Raw genomic sequence first — 17,794 nt, forward strand, 5'->3', positions numbered from 1 at the left:
GCCTTACCCGGGGAGATCTGACGACCGGATCTTCGTGGCGGACCGCCACCCCGGGTGCGGCTTTCCCCGAGCTGCCCCTTCCCCGAACCGACCCTTCCCCGAACCGACCCTTTCCCGAGCCGACCCTTCCCCGAGGAGATCCGGCCGGGCGGGTCAGCCGAAGAGGCCGGTCTCGCGGCCGTCCTCGCCGGGCGGGCCCGGCTCTCCCGCCAGCAGTGTGTAGTACTCCATGCCCAGCGCGGGCTGTCCCACGTTGTCGGAGAGTGCGAAGAACGAGCCGTCCACGCTCAGCTGCGTGCGGTGCGCGCGCAGCGCGGTGATCTTGGCGCCCAGGTGCGCCCGCGCGTCGATCCGTGTCGTCACCCGCTCGCCGGGGACGCCGAAACCGAACTCCTCGACGGAGCCGACCCGCTTGAACGGCCCGGTGCCCACCGCGCGCTCCAGCTCGTCCAGCGGCATGGCGGTGACGTAGAACCGGGAGGGCAGCCACGGCTCGCCCTCGCCGAAGGACGGGTCGGAGGCCTTCTCGAACGCCCGCCAGGCCACCCGGTGGGCCTGGATGTGGTCGGGATGGCCGTAGTAGCCGTTGTCGTCGTAGGTGACGATGACCTGGGGCCTCACCTCCCTGACGACGCGGACCAGCTCCGCGGCGGCCTCGTCGAGGTCGGCGCGGAAGAAGCAGTCCGGGTGGTCGTTGGACGGCGCGCCCATCATGCCGGAGTCGCGCCAGCGTCCGGCCCCGCCGAGGAAGCGGTGGTCGTCCACGCCGAGGGCCGCGCACGCCACCGCCAGCTCGCCCTCGCGGTACGGGCCCAGCCGGTTCTCCCGCCCGGCGGCGAGGTGGCCCAGCTCGGGAGGGACCACGTCGCCCTCCTCGCCCAGGGTGCACGTCACCAGGCAGACCCGCGCGCCCTCGGCGACGTACCTCGCCATCGTGGCGCCCGTCCCGATGGACTCGTCGTCGGGATGGGCGTGGACGAGGAGAATGCGACGGTCGTACGGCATGGCTCCGCTCGGCCCTCTCTGTTTCCGTGGTGATGGCCCCGCCGGGTTGCGCGATGGTGCCGCACCCGCCGGGTTTCGCGGCGCCTCCCGCCGGGTTCCCGTCACCGGGCCTCCCGGCGGGGGTCACCGCGCGTCGACGTATCCGCTCGCGGCGGCCCGGATCCCGGCCTGGAACCGGCTCACCGCGCTCAGGTTCTGCAGCAGCGCGCCGATGTGGCGGCGGCAGGTGCGCACGGACATCCCCAGCCTGCGGGCGACGGCCTCGTCGGTGAAGCCCTGGGCCAGCAAGGTGACGATGGCGTGCTGTATCTCGTCCGTCGCGCCCTGGTAGCCCAGGTCGGAGGCGGAGTAGGGGGTCGCGGAGTTCCACAGGTGCTCGAAGACCTCCGTGAGGAACCCGACGACGGACAGGTCGCGTGCGGCGACCGCCCCCGGCGTCGCGCCCTCCTCGCCCGGCCGGGACATGAAGGCGATCTCCCCATCGAAGATCACGAGATGGTTCGGCAGTTGCGGCGTGGTGCGCACGCTCGCCCCGGCAGCGATGAGTTTCTTGATGTGTCCCCTGGTGGGCAGGTCGGCGCGGGCGCTGTGCTGGTAGAGCATCCGCAGCCGTACCCCCCGCTCCAGCATGGCGAGGTTGCGCGTCAGCGTGTCGTCGAGGTCGGCCCAGGAGGGCGCGTTCGGCTCGACGCTCAGCATCTCGCGCTCGCACGCCGCCGCCGCCATGTGCAGCGATCCGCGCACGGCCGCGCCGTCGGGCAGCGACTCCACCGGGTTCGCCGGTTTCCTGGCGCGCTGCACCTCGTCGTATCCGTGCATCAGGGAGTGCATCTGCGTACGGATACCGGTGATCAGGTCGCGCCGGTGGTGGATCTCCGTCTCCATCGGCGATATCAGGGAGGCGGCGGCGATCTCCGGGTTCACCGGTACGAGGTTGGTCAGATGTCCCGGCTCCGGCCGGAGCAGGTGCAGGCGGGTGAGCCGTTCTATCGCGTCCTCGACGGTGCGGGGGTCGAGGCCGAGCTCTTCGGCGACGTCGCGGGCCTTACCGATACGGCCCTTGTGAAGCGCCCTGAAGTAGACGGAGGCGGTGTCCTCGTCCAGGGCACGTAGTTGGTCGGATAGTCCACCCACAAGCCTTATCCCCCTTGCGGCTATTCTTGCCAGAGTGTGCCAGAAAATTGCACAACATTGCTAGATAGTTGTGAAGAACTGTCTGGATCGCTTTCCATGTCGCCGCCAGGGGGTGGCGAGCACGGAGAACCGGCGGAGTAGGGAAGGCCGGGAGAAGCAGGAGAACCGGCGGAGCCGGGAAAATCGGGAGGACCAGGAGGACCAGGAGACCAGGAGAACCGCCACCGGACCTTGGGGTCACTGCCGGGCCTCTGCCGGCCCCTGGCCGGGTCTCTCCCCAGGACCTCTCCCAGGGCCGCGAACGTAACCGCACACCAGGGCGCTGACACCATCGGGGTGGCCAATTGTTGCCAATGCCCCGCGCCGTGACGTCGGCGTCAACAGGTTGACGACGCCGCCGGCGAGAGTGTCTGATCATTCACAGTTCGCGACTGGGGTGTCCCGCCGGATCGCGACGACCACACCCGGCTCCCCGTGATCCCACGACGGCCGGGCACGACTTCCGGATTCCGTCCCGGGAGAACGGCGGGGGCGCCGCGTGCGGCAGCCGTACCTCGCCGGGCTTCTCCACGCCTCCGCCGAGATCCTGTACGGCGCGGTCGCCCGGGAAACGGGACGGGCGGGACGGGCGGGACGGCTCGCGCCGCGCCGCCCGAGAACCCGGCACCGGTGCCGGGGGCGCGGTCACCGGAGATCCCCGGCCGCGGGAGCGGAGAACGACACGCCCCGGGCGAATGCTCAAGCGGAGGTGAATGCCTGTGCCGCGACGCCCTCCCCCTCCCCGGAGGATCGCGACCGTCAGCGTCCTTACTTCCCCGTTCGCCCAGCCGGGCGGGGGCGACGCCGGGGGACTCAACGTCTACATCGTCGAGGTCGCCCGGCGGATGGCGGCGCTGGGCGTCGAGGTGGACATCTTCACCCGCGCCGACACCCCCGGCGCGCCGCCGCTGGCCGAGCTCTTCCCCGGAGTGCTGGTCAGGCACCTGGCCGCGGGACCGCCCAGGGAACTCGACAAGAACGACCTTCCCGGCACCCTCGGCCCGTTCACCGCCGAGATGCTGCGCGCGGGGGCCGGACGGGGGACGGACGGCGGGTACGACCTCGTGCACGCCCACCACTGGCTGGCCGGGCGGGTGGGGGCGGTCGTCAAGGCGCGCTGGGGCGTTCCCCTCGTGCAGTCCATGCACTCGCTCGGCGCGGTGAAGAACGCGTCGCTCGCGGCGGGGGACGCGCCCGAGCCCGCCGGGCGCATCGCCGGGGAGACGGAGGTGGTGGCCGCCGCCGACCGGCTCGTCGCCAACACCGTGCAGGAGGCCGACCAGCTGGTCACGCTGTACGGGGCCGACCCGGCCAGGGTGCGGACCGTCAATCCCGGCGTCGACCTGTCCCTGTTCCGCCCCGGCTCGCGGGACGAGGCCCGGCGCGCGCTCGGCCTTCCCCAGGACGCCGTCGTGCTGCTGTTCGCCGGGAGAGTGCAACCACTCAAGGCGCCGGACGTCCTGCTGCACGCCGCGGCCAGGATGGTCCGGCGCGACCCCGGTCTCGCCGGGCGTCTCGTCGTGGCGGTCGTGGGCGGGCCCAGCGGAGCCGGTTGGGGGCGCCCCGACCATCTGGGCAAGCTCGCCGCCACCCTCGGCATCACCGGCCAGGTACGGCTGGAGCCGCCCTGCCCGCAGCCCAGGCTCGCCGACTGGTACCGGGCGGCGACCGCCGTCGTGGTGCCCTCCCACGCCGAGACGTTCGGCCTGGTGGCCGTCGAGGCCCAGGCGTGCGGCATCCCCGTGGTCGCCGCGGCCGTCGGCGGCCTCCGTACCGCGGTGCGCGACGGGATCTCCGGCGTGCTCGTGGACGGGCACGACCCGGCCGCGTACGCCCGCGTGCTCGGCGACCTCGTGGCCGCGCCCCGGCTGCTGCGGGCGCTCGGCGCGGGCGCGCTCGCCCACGCGTCCCGGTTCGGCTGGGACCAGGCGGTCGACAGGCTGACGGAGGTGTACGCCGACGCCGCCCGGGTGGCGGAGCCGTCCAGGTGACGGGTACGGCGGGTGTGCCGTCCGGGGGGGCAGGCGCGCTGGATGGCGCCGCTCAGGTGGCGGGTTCGACGAGTCTGGCGCGGGCGGCGGTCAGGTCGGCCTCGGCGACCCCGGCGCCGCGCAGGTAGGACTCGACGTCGAGCGACTCCACCGTGGCCACGACGACCTCACGGGCCGTGGTGTTCGCGCGGGCGAGCGCCGCCTCGATCCCGGGACTCTCGTCGGCCTCGCCGAGCTTGACGAAGAGGGGCCGCAGCCGCTCGGCGCTCAGCTCGTAGTCGGCGGCGATGTCGGCGGCCGGCACGCCCGCGAGGGCGAGCATCAGCAGGGTGACGAGCCCGGTGCGGTCGCGGCCCGCCATGCAGTGCACGACGACCCCGCCGGGCTCGGCGCGGGCGATCGCCGATATCGCGGCGGCGCACCGCTCCGCCTTCCGTTCCAGGAAGGGCCGGTAGTACAGGGGGGTGCCGTACAGGCCTGCGAGCCCGGACCAGAACTCGGTGTCCCCCTGGTCGTCCAGCGGCACGCGCACGGTGGTCAGCCCGGCGGGACGGCGCACCTCCCCACCCCGCCAGTCGCCGTCGTTGCGCAGGTCGACGACCGTGCGGACGCCGTGGTTCGCGAGCGCCCGCCACCCGGCCGGGCTGAGGCGCTCGGGGGCGTCGGAGCGGACGAGGGCGCCCCAGCGCGTCTCGCGGCCGTCGGCGGTGCGCATGCCGCCCAGGTCGCGGACGTTGTGGCAGCCGTCCCAGTCGAGGTGCCGGTCTCGCGGGACGACGGCGTCTCCGGAGACAGCCGGTCCTCCGCGACCTCGGTCGTCACGTTGAGCGTCCATGTGCGGGCCTCCCGCTTTCTCGTCGTGCCGTCGCGGTGTTCACGGCGATCATGGCACCGCCGTTCTCGCGGTGGCCGCGCCGCCGCGGGGGGTGACGGCCGTTCTCACGGTGGCCGTGCCACCGCCGTGTGCGTGGCGATCGCGCCGCCGCCGTCCTCGCGGCGGCCGTTCCGCGTCAGGTCGCCGGGCCCGTGCCGCCGAGCACCGGAGGGCTCCCCGCGCACTCCGACGCGGCCCAGACCATCAGGTCCTCGATGTACAGGAGCATGTCCTCGGCGGTCTCACCCCAGCCGGTCGCGTCGCTCCACTGGAGGCTGAACACGGCGCCGGCGGGGCGGTGCAGGACGGTCATCATGTAGCGGGCGCCCAGCGGGCGGGGCGGTGAGAAGGTGACCACCCGGTCGTCCTCGTCGCCGGGGAACCCGTCGTCGCCCGCCGGCCACAGCGTGTTGAGGTCGTCCGCGACCCCCTCGTCCATGTAGCTGAACCGGGGGTAGGCCACCCCGGTCCTGTACAGGTCGCCGAGGATCTCCTCGCACATCCGTTCCGTGGCGTACGGGTCGGCGTTGGCGAACCGGTGACCGGACAGCTGCTGGGCGGCGCAGTCCGCCAGCGCCCCGCGGTACGCGGCCCCCGGGGAGCCGGCGGACGCAGCGGACACGGTGGACACGGCCGCCACGGCGGGCAGGAGCACGGGCATCGTCATGGTGGCCTTGCGCACCGACCGTCCCGACCCTGCGGAGAAGCGGTTCGCCGAGATCGCGAAGATCCCGGCCCGCGACGACCGCTCCACCGCGCAGACGGCGGCGCCGAAGGCGAGGAGGAAGGCGGCGGAGGGGGAGACGCCCGTCGCCCGCGCGATGGCCCCGGCCGCCCGTCCCGCGCGGCGGGACGCCAGCCAGCAGGAGCGGAACTCCCCCTGCCCGGACTCGCCGGCCGGTGCCTCGACGGCTCGCGACTCGCCGGGCTTCGACTCACCGAGCCGTGGCCCGTCGGACCATGCCCCGTCGAGGCTTGGCCCGCCAGGCTGGAACCCGCCGGGCCGTGACCCGCTGGGCTGGAACCCGCCGGGGCCGGGCCTTGGGCCGCCCGGTCGCCCGAGGAGGGCTCGCGAGGGTGCGAAGGGCACATGGCCGTCGAGCGCCTTGCCGATCTCGCCCAGCCGCCGCTCCCAGTGGCCCAGGGCCCGCCGCTGGTAGGCCAGCCCGGCGGGAGAGGTCTCGGCGAGCGCGACGTCGATCGGCTGCTCGACGGCGGGGCCGCCGGAGCCGAACGGCGCGTGGCCCGCGGCCCGCGCGCGGAGCGCGTGGTTCAGGTCGTCGCAGAGGACCCGCATCCCCCACGGGTCGATCGCGACGTGGTCGACGACGAGGTCGATCCGGCGCACGCGCCCACCGGCCGTGTCCAGGACGGCCCTGACGGGCCACTGCTCGCCGATCCTGAAGCAGGTGCGCCGCCACGGGGTGTCGAACCGCCGTCTGAAGGACGCCTCGTCCTCCATCACCTGGACCACCTCGTCCAGCCGGTCGTCGACCGGGCAGACGTACTGGCGGCTGTCCTCGCGGCCCGCGCGGCGGACCAGCGACCGCAGCCCCTCGTGCCGGGAGAGGACGTCGCGTACCGCCGCGACGACCCGGCCGGTGGGCAGGTCCCGCCCCGGTACGGCGGCGCAGATGTTGTCCTCGTAGGAGGTGTCGGTGTCGGTGGGAATCCACTGGACCCACTCGTGCTGGGCCCAGGTGAGCGGCCCGTCGCGCACCACCCTCGCGTCCGGAGACCAGCCGGGTCCGGTCATCAAAAGCCCCCGCCGTCGAATGTCGGAAATCTCTCCCGTCCGGAGACCGACAATGGTTCGGAAGGAACGCCGGGCGGAGGGAGAGAACGTCGTGGGCGAATGCCCGGACCGTGTCCGGCGCGATTCCGCGGGCCGCGCGATCCGCCCGTGAAGCCGCCCGCCGACAATGAATCAGACACTCCCGGTGTCGGCGCGGTCAACCTCCCGCCCCCGCCTCCGCCGCCTGGGCACCGGCAACTAGTGTCAGGCAACATGATGTCAGCGGCGCGCCCGGCGGCGGCCCGGACAGTTCGGAACGAAGTCAGCGCCTCCCGCGAAGGCGGTATCCATATCCGGGGATAAATGTCTACTCCTTGCGGATTTATGTTTTTATCTGACAGTCTTTTGTCGTGATTATGAGGAATCTCCTTTCGGGCTCGCGATCTGCCAGTGGGGAGGCCGTCATGAGAACGGCTCCCGCGCCTCTCCGTCGGGAGGTCTAGGCATGGACACGCTCGCGCGGGGGGACGCGCGGGACGGGATCACTCCCCGGCCCGATGGCATCCGCGAGCTGCCGCTCTCGTTCGGCCAGGAGCGCATGTGGTTCCTCGACCGGCTGGAACGGACCGGTGGTGGCGGCGCCCACAACGTCTTCATCGCCGAACGGCTCCGGGGACCGCTCGACCCGGACGCCCTGGAGTGGGCGCTCGCCGAGATCGTGTCAAGGCACGAGATCCTGCGGACCCGCTTTCCGAGCAGGGACGGCGCCCCCGTCCAGATCGTCGACGAGCCGCGCCCGACCGGCGACCGGCCGTACCTGAAGCTGCTGGACCTGTCGGATCTTCCCGAGGCGGATCGCGAGGCGCGGATCGTGCGGCTCGTCCGGGAGCAGATCGAGCGGCGGTTCGACCTGGCGGGCGAGCCGCCGCTCAGGGCAGGCCTGTTGCGCCTGTCCGAGCGGGAACACGCGATCTACGTCGTGTTCCACCACATCGCCGTGGACGGCTGGTCGGTCGGCGTGTTCGCGCGCGAGCTGACCACGCTGTACGAGGCGTTCCTCGCCGGTGACCGGCCGTCGCCGGCGCCGCTGCCGATCCAGTACGCGGACTTCGCGCTGTGGCAGCGCGAGAATCCGGACGACCTGGCGGACGAGCAGCTCGGCCACTGGCGGCGGAGGCTGGCCGACCCGCCGACGCTGGAGCTCCCGACGGACCGGCCGCGTCCCGCGGTCAGGACCTCCGAGGGCGGCTGCGCCCTGCTCCGGCTCCCCGCCGAACTGGCCGAAGGGGTCGACGGGCTCGCCCGGCGCACCCGCACCACGCCGTTCATGGTGCTGCTCGCCGTGTACCTCGTCCTGCTGTCGCGCCGCTCCGGCCAGGAGGACATCTGCGTCGGCACGCCGATCGCCGGGCGGGACAGGGACGAGCTGGAGCCGCTCATCGGGCTCTTCCTCAACACGCTGGTGATCCGCGGGGACCTGTCGGGCGACCCGACCTTCGGGGAACTGCTCGTCAGGGTCCGCCGCGCGGCCCTGCAGGCGTACACCAACGCGACCCTGCCCTTCGACCGGCTGGTGAGCGAGCTGAACGTCCCCAGGGACCTCAGCCGCACGCCCCTCTTCCAGGCCCAGCTCGTCCTGCACGACTATCAGGGCACCGCCCTCACCCTGCCCGGCGTCACCACCGAAGCGGTCGACCTGGGCGACGCGCGGTCGGCGAAGTTCGACCTGTCGCTGGAGTTCGGGCGGCGGGACGGCGACCTCGAACTCTCCCTCGTCTACAGCACCGCCCTGTTCGACCACGCCACGGCCGAGCGGATGGCGGCGCACGTCGCGGCCATGCTGCGCAGGGCCGTCGCGGACCCCGGCACGCGGCTGTCGGAGCTGGGCCTCCCCCCGGAGGCCGAACGCGAGCTGGCCCTCACCACCTGGAACGACACCGCCGCCCCGCGTCCGGAGACCACCCTCCACGACCTGGTCGCGGGCGAGCCCGGGGCGGTCGCGGCCACGTGCGGGGGGCGGAGCCTGACGTACGCGGAACTGGAGACGAGCGTCAACCGGCTCGCCAACCGGCTGCGGCGCGAGGGCGTGCGGCCCGGGGCCGTCGTGGCCGTGTGCGCCACCCGCTCGCTGGAGACGCTGGTCGCGCTGCTGTCCGTGATGAGGGCGGGCGGCGCCTACCTGCCGCTCGACCCGGACTACCCCGCCGAGCGCCTCGCCTTCGTCCTGCGCGACTCGGGCGCGGAACTGCTCCTCACCGAGGAGAGCGTGCGCGGACGGCTTCCCGAGGACGCCGGGAGCACCGGGACCGCCGGGACCGCCGGAAGCGCCGAAGACACGGGAAGCACCGGGAGCACCGAGGACGCGGGAAGCGTGGGGAGCACCGGGAGCACACCGCGGGTCCTGCTCATCGAGGACCCACTGGCGTTCGCCGGTGAGCCCGGCACGCCTCCCGCGCCGCTCGCGACGCCGGACGACCTCGCGTACGTGATCTACACGTCGGGTTCGACGGGCCGCCCCAAGGGGGTCGCGATCGAGCACCGCGCCGTGGTCAACCTGCTGCTCGCGATGAAGGACCTGCTCGGCGCCGGACCCGGCCACGTCTGGCTCGCGCTCACCTCCCTGTCGTTCGACATCTCCGTCCTGGAGTTCTTCCTCCCGCTGGTCAGCGGCGGCCGGGTGGTCGTCGCGGGCAGCGCGGAGGCGCCGGACGCGCTCGCGCTGGTGAGGCTCGCCGCCGCGCACGGCGTGACGCACGTCCAGGCCACGCCGTCGGGCTGGCGGGCGCTCCTCGACGCGGGATTCGACGGGCCGGGGATCACCGCCCTGACCGGGGGCGAGGCGCTGCCGCCCGCCCTCGCCCGCGCGCTGCGAGGGCGCGTCCGGGCGATGTGGAACGTGTACGGGCCCACCGAGACGACGATCTGGTCCACCCACGAGCCGGTGCCCGCCGAGCCCGGGGCGGTGTCGATCGGCAGGCCGCTGGACAACACCCGTGTGCACGTGCTCGACGAGAGGTTCGACCCGGTACCCGTCGGAGTGTTCGGCGAGCTGTTCATCGCGGGGACGGGGCTGGCCCGGGGTTACCTGAACCGGCCGGGCCTCACCGCCGAACGCTTCCTGCCCGACCCGTTCGGCCCCCCGGGGTCGCGTCTGTACCGGACCGGCGACCGGGTGAGATGGCTGGCGGACGGGCGGCTGGAATTCCTCGGCCGGGCCGACGGCCAGGTGAAGCTGCGAGGCCACCGCATCGAGCTGGGCGAGGTCGAGGCCGTCCTGGAGACCCACCCGTGGGTCTCCCGCGCGGTCGCCGCGATCGTCGACGACACACTGGTGGCGTACGTGGTCGGGGTCTCGCCCGCCGCCGGTGAACCGGACCTCCAGGGCTTCCAGGACCTCGCGGACGTCGCAGCCTCCGCGGACCTCGTGGATCTCGCGGACCTCCGGGAGCACGTCGCGCGGTCGCTGCCCGCGATCATGGTGCCCGCGGTCGTGGTGACGCTGCCCGCGCTGCCCCTCACCCCGAACGGCAAGGTCGACCGCAAGGCGCTCCCCGCGCCCGGCAGGCCGTCCGCCGGGCACGGCCGCCCGCCGGAGAGCGACCTGGAACGGCGGGTGGCCGGAATCTTCGCCGAGGTGCTCGGCGTGGACGTCGGCCTGCTCGGCGCCGACGACGACTTCTTCGGCCTGGGCGGGCACTCGCTGCTCGCGGTCAAGGTCACCGCGCGGATCGCGGCGACGCTCGGCGTGGAGGTGCCCGTCAGGGAGCTGTTCGGCCGGCCGACGATCGCCGGGTTCGCCGAGGCCGTCGGCGCCGCCGCGTCCGGCCCCGAGGACGACCGCGACGGCCGTGCCGTCCCGCCGCGTCCGCGCCCCGACGGTGCGCCGCTCGTGCTCTCGCCCGCGCAGGAGCGGCTCTGGCTCATGCACCGGCTCGATCCGGACGACGCGGCGTACAACATGTTCACCGTCTGGCGCCTGCGCGGCGATCTCGACACCGCCGCGCTGGAACACGCTCTCCGGGACCTGGCGGCGCGGCACGAGACCCTGCGCACCCGCTACCCGGAGGTGGACGGCGGGCCGGTCGCGATCACCGACCCCGCGACCGGTCCGCTGGTCGAGCACATCGACCTCACCGACCTCACCGACCAGGACCCCGCGGAGAGGGAGCGGGAGGCGCGGAGGCTGGTCGCGGAGCGGACCAACGCCCCCTTCGACCTCACGGGCCCGCCCCCGTTCCGGGTGAGCCTGCTGCGCCTGGCAGAGCACGACCACGTGTTCTGCCTCACCCTCCACCACATCGCGGGCGACGGCTGGTCGCTCAACGTCCTCGCCGACGACCTGGCCGCCCTGTACACCGCGCGCCGGGACGGGACCGGCCCCGGCCTCGCCGAGCCGCCGATCACGTACGGGGACATCGCGTTCTGGCAGCGGGGCCACGACGACGGGGCGGCGCTCGGCTACTGGCGCGAGCGGCTCGCCGACCCTCCCGTGCTGGAGTTGCCGCTCGACCACCCCCGTCCGCTGGTCTCCGCCCACACCGGGGGATTCCACCCCTTCCGGCTGCCCGCCGACCTCGCCGCGCGGCTGGAGGAGGTGGCCCAGGAGTGCGGGGCGACCCTCTTCATGGTGCTGCTCGCCGCGTACCAGGTGCTGCTGGCCCGCCACACCGGCCAGGACGACATCATGGTCGGCTCCTCCTACGCGGGGCGGGACCGCGTCGAGCTGGAGCCGGTCGTCGGCTATCTCGCCACCACCCTGGTCCTCCGGGGCGACCTGTCGGGAGACCCCTCCTTCACCGACCTCGTGGGCCGTACGCGGAAGATCCTGCTGGAGGCGATGGCCCACCAGGAGGTGCCGTTCGAGAAGCTCGCGACGGAGCTGGAGGTGGAGCGCGGCCTGAGCCGCACGCCGCTCTTCCGGACCATGGCCATCCTGCACAGCCAGGACGACGGCACCAGGGACTCCCTCGCCGACCTGGACCTGGAGTTCTTCGACGCCGGGTACCGGCAGGCCAAGTTCGACCTCATGCTGGAGATGTGGCGGGACGACGACGGGCTCTTCCTGGTGCTCGGCTACGACGCCGAGCTGTTCGAGGCCGAGACCGCCGCCCGCCTCGCGGGCCGGTTCGCCGTACTGTGCCGCGCGATCGCCGCCGACCCCCGCCGGTCCCTCTCCGCGCTGCCGCTGCGCACCGACGAGGACGACGCCCGGCTGCGCGTCCACGAGGAGGCGACGGCCCACGTCCCGGGCCCCCTCGTGCCGGACCTCGTCGCGGAGGCGACCGCCTCGCACGCGGACGCGACCGCGGTGGGCTGCGGCGACGAGACGCTGACCTACGCGGGCCTGGAGCGCCGCGTCGCCTCACTGGCCGCGCTGCTCCGGCGCCGCGGTGTCGTACGGGAGACGGTCGTCGCGGTCCTCGCGGACCGGTCGATCGACGTCGTCGCGGCACTGCTCGCCGTGTGGCGCGCCGGTGGCGCCTACCTGCCCGTCGATCCCGAACTCCCGGCGGAACGGGTCGGGACGATCCTGTCCGGCAGCGGGGCCGCCCTCCTGGTGACGACCCGCCGCCCCGAGGGTCCGCCACCGGTGGACGTCCCGGTGCTGGTCCTGGACGACCCGCGGCCCGGGGAGCTCGAAGAGAGCCCGCATCTCGTCGGCGGGGACGACGCCGCGTACGTGATCTACACCTCGGGGTCCACCGGGCAGCCCAAGGGCGTGGTGGTGGAGCACCGGGCCCTGGCCGACCGGGTGGCCTGGATGAGGGAGGCGTACGGGCTGGGGCCGGGAGACCGCGTGGTCCAGTTCGCGGCGCTCGGCTTCGACGCGCACGCCGAGGAGATCTATCCCGCGCTCGCCTCGGGAGCGGCCCTCGAACTCCTGTCGGGCGGCGCGGTCACCCTTCCCGAGGTGCTCGCCGGGCCCCGGGGACGCGAGGTGACCGTGCTGGACCTGCCGACCGCCTACTGGCACCGGCTGGTCGACCAGATCGACGACGTGGCCTGGCCGGAACGGCTGCGGCTGGTCATCCTCGGCGGCGAGCAGGCGCACGCGGAGGCCGTGGCCCGCTGGCGGGAGCGGTTCGGCGACCGGGTCCGGCTGGTCAACACCTACGGGCCCACCGAGGCCACGATCATCGCCACCGCGGCCGACCTCGGCCCCGCCGACACCGAGGGACGCCCGCCGATCGGACGGCCGGTCGGCGGCACCCTGGCGGTCGTCGCCGACCCTCGCGGCCCCCGCGGCCACCACGAGCCGCACGAGCCGCACGGGGTCCCGGGAGACCTCCTTCGCGCGACGCCCGGCCTTCCGTACAGCGCCTCGGTAGAGCGTCTCCGTCGCGTGCCGCCCGGTGTCCCGGGGGAGCTGCTCCTCGGCGGGGCGGGGCTCGCCAGGGGCTATCTCGGCCGTCCGGACCTGACCGCCGAGCGCTTCCTCGACGATCCGGAGGTGGGGCGGCTCTACCGCACCGGGGACCTGGTCCGGTGGCGCGCGGACGGCCTGCTGGAGTTCCTGGGCCGCGTCGACGACCAGATGAAGGTGCGAGGGTTCAGGATCGAGCCCGCCGAGATCGAGGGACGCCTCCTCGCCCACCCGGGCGTGCGGCAGGCGGCGGTGACCGCCCGCGAGGACAGGCTGGTCGCCTACGTCGCGGGTTCCGCCGACCCGGCGGAGCTCCGGCGCGACCTCGCGGTGGCGCTCCCGCCCTACATGGTTCCCGACGTCTGGGTGACCCTGGACGAGCTGCCGGTGACCACCGGAGGGAAGATCGACCGCCGCGCGCTTCCCGCGCCCGGCTTCGACCCCGCCGAGGACCGGCCCTTCGTGGAGCCGAGGAACGACGCCGAGTTCCTCGTGGCGGGCGTCTGGCAGGAGGTGCTGGGGGTCGGCAAGGTCGGCGCGTTCGACGACTTCTTCGCGCTGGGCGGCCACTCGCTGCTCGCCGTGCGCGTCGGCTCCCGCCTGCGCAAGGCCGCCGGGATCGACGTCCCCGTCCGCGAGCTCTTCAGGAACCGTACGGTGGCCGACCTCGCGGTCGTGGTGGAGCGGATCCTGATGGAGGAGCTGTCCGCGCTGACGGACGAGGAGGTCGCCCGGATGCTCGGCACGGACGGTTCCTGACCACCTCACCCCGCTCACTCCCGCTCACCCCGGCCCGCCCCCGTGACGACCGGTGGGCCGGGGAGAACCTGACGCCCTCCCGGGCCCGGAACCCGGGGGTCTCCCACTGGAGGTATCGCATGATTCACCCAGACATCGCCGGTTCAGCCGGTTCAGCCGGTTCGGCCGGCCCGGCCGGTCAGGCTGGTCTGGCCGGTCAGGCTGGTCTGGCCGGCCCGGTGGAGCCCGCCGGTCCCGCCGTCGCCGCTGTTCCCACCGGGCGGACCGCGGTGGCCGAGCGGGCCGAGGCGACGACGGGGGAGGGCGCCCCCCTTTCCGGGGACTCCCTCAGGCTCTGGCTGGCCGAGGCCCTGTCCACGGCGTGTGACGGGGAGATCTCCGCCCGGGAGATCCTCGATTCCGACAGCTCGTTCGTCGCCATGGGGATCACCTCGATCGCGACGATCCGCCTGGTCGACGCCATCGAGGCGGAGCTGGACATCATGATCGACTTTGGCGGTGACACCTGGTTCCTCCAGGACCTGGACGCCCTGACCACCTACCTGGCCGACCTCCCCCGCCCCTGAGGTGTCCTCGGGGCCCGTTCCTCACCCACCTTGAGCGCGTCCTGTGGGACGCGCCCCTCACCCGCCCTTGAGTGTCCTTTGGGGGACGCGGCCCTCACCCGCTGCTGAGAGGACCGTCATCGGACGCGAGCCCGGCACCCCGCCGGTGTCCCGTCCGGCCGGGGTACCTTCCCGCGCCCGGCCCGGGTCCTCCCGCCCGCGTACCGCCCGCGTTCCCCTCGGGGTCCTGACGCGGCTCTGCCACCGTCAGGGGCGACCCGTGCGGCCGAGGGCGATCCTGGTGGTCTCCTCGGGGTACGGCGACAGGCGTACGGCGTCGTCGGGGGACAGGGATCCCGCCGTCACCCGCTCGCAGAGACGGGCCAGGGCGGAGATCTCCGCGTGCTGGGCGACCACGAACGCGCGGTCGACCGGGTCGCCGTGACCGGGCACGACGACCGTGCCACCACTGCCGGGGGCGGGGGCGGCCGCGCCGCCGTGACCGCCGTCGGGCAGGTCGGGCAGGTCGAGCAGCCCGGCGACAGTGTCGGGCCATTCGAGGGGATAGGCGTCCTCGTAGGCGGGCGGCGCGCCGTTCTCCACCAGGTCCCCGGCGAAGACCACCCCGGCGTCCGGAACGTGGACGACCAGATCGTTGCCCGAGTGGCCGCGTCCGAGGTGGGCCAGGACGATCGGGCGGCCCCCGACGACCAGCCGTGCCCGGTCGGTGACGAGGTGGTCCGGTGGCACGATCTCGGTCCTCGCGATGTCGTCGGCGATGTCCGCGCGCCCCAGATCCCGGTAGTACCGTGCCCACTCGTCCCTGGCCCGGCCGCCGTTCTCCAGCAGGTCGGCGCGGCAGTCCTCGTGCGCCCAGACGGGGCGGCCGAGGAACGGCCGGGTGCCGAAGCTGTGGTCGAAGTGCGAGTGGGTGATCGCCACCGTCCACGGGTCACGGGTGACGCGCCTGACCTCCGCGAGCAGCTCCGCCCCCTGCCGCTCGTCCCCCCGGGTGTCGACCACCAGGCAGCCGCCGTCGCCCATGACCAGCCCCACCGACAGGTCCAGCTCGGCGTACCGCCGCACCAGCACCCGGTCCGCCACCTCGACCCATCGACCTTCCACGGGTCGTATTCTCGCCGATCCCGATCCCGATCCCGATCCCGATCCCGATCCCGATCCCGATCCCGATCCCGATCCCGATCCCCGAGGTCGGCCGAGGCGACCGGGCACACCGGAGGAACGTCCGCCGCGCGTCCTCCCGGTTCTCGCCTCCAGGCTCTCGTCCGTCCGTCTCCCGTCTCCGCCCCCGGCCCCCGCTCTCCGTCCCCTCCCCGGGGACCGTTCAGCCCCGCAGGTACGTCACCACCGCCAGCACCCGGCGATGGTCGTCCTCGGCCGGTGGCAGGTCGAGCTTGGTCAGGATGTTGCCGATGTGCTTGCCGACCGCGGCCTCCGACACCACCAGGGCTCTGGCGATCGCCGCGTTGGACCGGCCCTCGGCCATCAGGGCGAGCACCTCACGCTCGCGGGGGGAGAGCCGTTCCAGCGGATCACGGCGGCGGCGCAGCAGTTGCCTGACCACCTCGGGGTCCACGATCGTCCCGCCGCGGGCCACCTCGCACAGCGCGTCGACGAACTCCTCCACGTCGCCGACCCGGTCCTTGAGCAGGTAGCCGACCCCGGTGCCGTCACCGGAGTCCAGCAACTCGGCCGCGTAGGTCTGCTCGACGTACTGGCTCAGCACCAGCACGGGCAGGCGCGGGTCCGCCGCGCGGAGCGCGACCGCGGCCCTGAGGCCCTCGTCGGCGAAGCCGGGCGGCATCCGCACGTCGGTCACGACGATGTCGGGGGCGTGCTCGCGCACCGCCTCCACGAGCCCCGTGGCGTCACCGGCCGTGGCCACCACCCGGTGCCCGAAGCGGGCGAGCAGCTCGGCCAGCCCGGCGCGGAGCAGTACGCCGTCCTCGGCGAGGACTACCTTGAGGGATCGATCGGGGTGCACGGGATCTCCACGCGTAGCAGGGTCGGCCCGCCGGGCGGGCTGGAAAGCACCAGTCTGCCGTCGACGACCGAGACGCGGTCGGCCAGCCCGGCCAGTCCGCTCCCCTTCACGGCGTCGGCGCCGCCCACGCCGTCGTCACCGATCTCCACGACGAGGCGGGCGCCGTCCATCCGCCCGGTGACCGTGGCCCGCCGGGCCTCGCTGTGCCGGGCCACGTTCGCCAGCGCCTCGCACACCACGAAGTACGCGGTGGCCTCCACCACCTCGGGCAACCGCGCGGGAAGCGTCATGACGACCTCCACGGGTACGGGGGAGCGATCGGCGACGTCGGCCACGGCGGCGGGCAGCCCCCGGTCGGTGAGGATCTGCGGGTGGATCCCCCTGATCAGGTCGCGGATCTCGGCCAGCGCGAGCTTCGCCTGCTCGTGCGCCCTGCCGACGAGCTCGGCCGTCTCGTCCCCCCGGGTGATCCTGGCCAGGCCGAGCGTCATGGTCAGCGAGACCAGCCGCTGTTGGGCGCCGTCGTGCAGGTCCCGCTCGATCCTGCGGCGTTCGGCCTCGAAGGCCGAGACCAGCCGGGACCTGGACCGGGTCAGCTCGACGACCCGCCTGGACTCGTCGCTCTGCCGGGGACCGAGCAGCGCGCGGGCCACCAGCCCGTGCAGCACCGCGAGCGCCGTCAGCGGGTACGAGAACAGCACGAGTAGGACGACCCCGAGCAGTGCCGCGAGGAACGCCTCTGGGTAACCGCTGATCAGCCAGAACTTGAGCAGTCTCACCTCCCCGTCCTCCTGCACGGCGACGGGGGCGTACATGGCCAGCGCCGGACCGGCGACCCCGTACACCAGGGCGATCAGCTCCATCGGCCAGAGCACGGTGACCAGCAGGCCGGTGTAGGCCAGCTCCCGCCAGGTGGCCTGCTCACCGAAGCGCAGCCGCGCCCACGCGCGCAGACCCGGCCGGTCGGGCTCGCGGTGTGGCGACTCCACCGGCTCCGAGTCGATGATCCCCAGGCGGCGGCGCTCCAGCGCGGCCACCGGTATCCCGCTGAACCCCAGCGCCACCATGAACGGTATGCCCACCACCACCAGCGTCAGCACCGCGCCGACGGCCAGGCAGACCAGGACCACGACGAGCGTGACCGCGCCGACGAGGACGCTCGTCAGCAGGTACGCCACCGAGCGCCACGGCCACCACGTGGCGAGCAGGTTCCATCGGGTGAGTGCCTGCCAGGCCGCCCGCGATCGCATCAACCGACAGTACGGCCCGTGCGGGCATGCCTCCACCTGGCCTGGTCTACTCCGGAGGTATGGCCAGGCATACCCGGAAGACTAGGGTCCGGC

10 protein-coding genes are annotated in these 17,794 nt (G+C 73.6%); 3 read left to right on the forward strand and 7 right to left on the reverse strand.

Annotated features, from left to right (window positions below):
- Positions 1-153: 153 nt before the first annotated feature.
- On the reverse strand, positions 154-1,005 hold the full coding sequence (gene mshB / locus ACFFRH_RS08460) for an N-acetyl-1-D-myo-inositol-2-amino-2-deoxy-alpha-D-glucopyranoside deacetylase (RefSeq protein WP_386155421.1): 852 nt from the start codon (positions 1,003-1,005) through the stop codon (positions 154-156).
- Positions 1,006-1,128: 123 nt separating this feature from the next.
- Positions 1,129-2,139: a hypothetical protein gene (locus tag ACFFRH_RS08465; protein WP_386155423.1), complete on the reverse strand. Its 1,011-nt coding sequence runs from the start codon at positions 2,137-2,139 to the stop codon at positions 1,129-1,131.
- A gap of 752 nt (positions 2,140-2,891) precedes the next feature.
- On the opposite strand from ACFFRH_RS08465, the gene mshA reads away from it, so the two are divergent.
- Positions 2,892-4,169 carry a D-inositol-3-phosphate glycosyltransferase gene (mshA, locus tag ACFFRH_RS08470; RefSeq protein ID WP_386155425.1) on the forward strand — a complete coding sequence of 426 codons (1,278 nt, stop codon included), beginning with the start codon at positions 2,892-2,894 and terminating at the stop codon, positions 4,167-4,169.
- 52 nt (positions 4,170-4,221) lie between these two features.
- Here the strand turns inward: mshA and ACFFRH_RS08475 are convergent, their stop codons facing one another.
- A complete protein-coding gene (locus ACFFRH_RS08475) occupies positions 4,222-5,004 on the reverse strand; it encodes a tyrosine-protein phosphatase (RefSeq protein ID WP_386155427.1) in 783 nt (260 codons plus the stop codon).
- A 175-nt stretch (positions 5,005-5,179) separates the two neighbouring features.
- Positions 5,180-6,799 carry a condensation domain-containing protein gene (locus ACFFRH_RS08480; protein ID WP_344746586.1) on the reverse strand — a complete coding sequence of 540 codons (1,620 nt, stop codon included), beginning with the start codon at positions 6,797-6,799 and terminating at the stop codon, positions 5,180-5,182.
- A gap of 484 nt (positions 6,800-7,283) precedes the next feature.
- Between ACFFRH_RS08480 and ACFFRH_RS08485 the strand changes: the two genes are divergently transcribed.
- On the forward strand, positions 7,284-13,901 hold the full coding sequence (locus ACFFRH_RS08485; protein WP_386155429.1) for a non-ribosomal peptide synthetase: 6,618 nt from the start codon (positions 7,284-7,286) through the stop codon (positions 13,899-13,901).
- A 119-nt stretch (positions 13,902-14,020) separates the two neighbouring features.
- Positions 14,021-14,467, forward strand: a complete 447-nt coding sequence (locus tag ACFFRH_RS08490; protein WP_344746588.1) for an acyl carrier protein — start codon at positions 14,021-14,023, stop codon at positions 14,465-14,467.
- A 246-nt stretch (positions 14,468-14,713) separates the two neighbouring features.
- Here the strand turns inward: ACFFRH_RS08490 and ACFFRH_RS08495 are convergent, their stop codons facing one another.
- The 3 genes from ACFFRH_RS08495 to ACFFRH_RS08505 form a co-directional block, all read right to left on the reverse strand.
- A complete protein-coding gene (locus ACFFRH_RS08495) occupies positions 14,714-15,571 on the reverse strand; it encodes an MBL fold metallo-hydrolase (RefSeq protein ID WP_344746589.1) in 858 nt (285 codons plus the stop codon).
- A gap of 220 nt (positions 15,572-15,791) precedes the next feature.
- On the reverse strand, positions 15,792-16,451 hold the full coding sequence (locus ACFFRH_RS08500) for a response regulator transcription factor (protein ID WP_344746590.1): 660 nt from the start codon (positions 16,449-16,451) through the stop codon (positions 15,792-15,794).
- Positions 16,424-17,701 carry a sensor histidine kinase gene (locus ACFFRH_RS08505; protein WP_386155432.1) on the reverse strand — a complete coding sequence of 426 codons (1,278 nt, stop codon included), beginning with the start codon at positions 17,699-17,701 and terminating at the stop codon, positions 16,424-16,426. The genes ACFFRH_RS08500 and ACFFRH_RS08505 overlap by 28 nt, the downstream gene beginning before the upstream one ends.
- Positions 17,702-17,794 lie beyond the last annotated feature (93 nt).

The organism is Streptosporangium vulgare (genome assembly GCF_042428775.1).
GTDB classification, from domain to species: Bacteria; Actinomycetota; Actinomycetes; order Streptosporangiales; family Streptosporangiaceae; genus Streptosporangium; species Streptosporangium vulgare.